1 pseudogene is annotated in these 249 nt (G+C 67.9%); it reads left to right on the top strand.

Annotated elements, in window-relative coordinates:
- Window positions 1–201 (top strand): annotated as a pseudogene (locus tag ACSNOK_RS35455) (condensation domain-containing protein); the annotation flags it as partial.
- Between the last annotated feature and the right edge of the window lie 48 nt (window positions 202–249).

The following is a 249-nucleotide window of genomic DNA, read 5'->3' as shown; positions in this document are numbered from 1 at the left end:
ACCTGGACCTGGCCCGCCGCGCTCTTCACCGAGGACGACGTGCGCGCGCTGGCCGAGGGCTGGTTCCGGATGCTGCGCGCCCTGGTGGACGGCACGGCCGCCTCCGACGCGGGCGGCTTCACCCCGTCCGACCTCTCGCTGGTCGAGCTGAGCCAGGACGAAATCGACGATCTTGAAGCTGAACTTAAGGAACTCGCATGAAGACTTCGGGACTCGAGGATGTCCTGCCCCTCTCCCCGCTCCAGGAGG

The sequence above is a fragment of the Streptomyces sp. URMC 126 genome (assembly GCF_051386555.1).
Lineage (GTDB): Bacteria > Actinomycetota > Actinomycetes > Streptomycetales > Streptomycetaceae > Streptomyces.
Note: the sequence above shows the minus strand (reverse complement) of the source record. Positions and strands in the feature narration are given on the sequence as shown.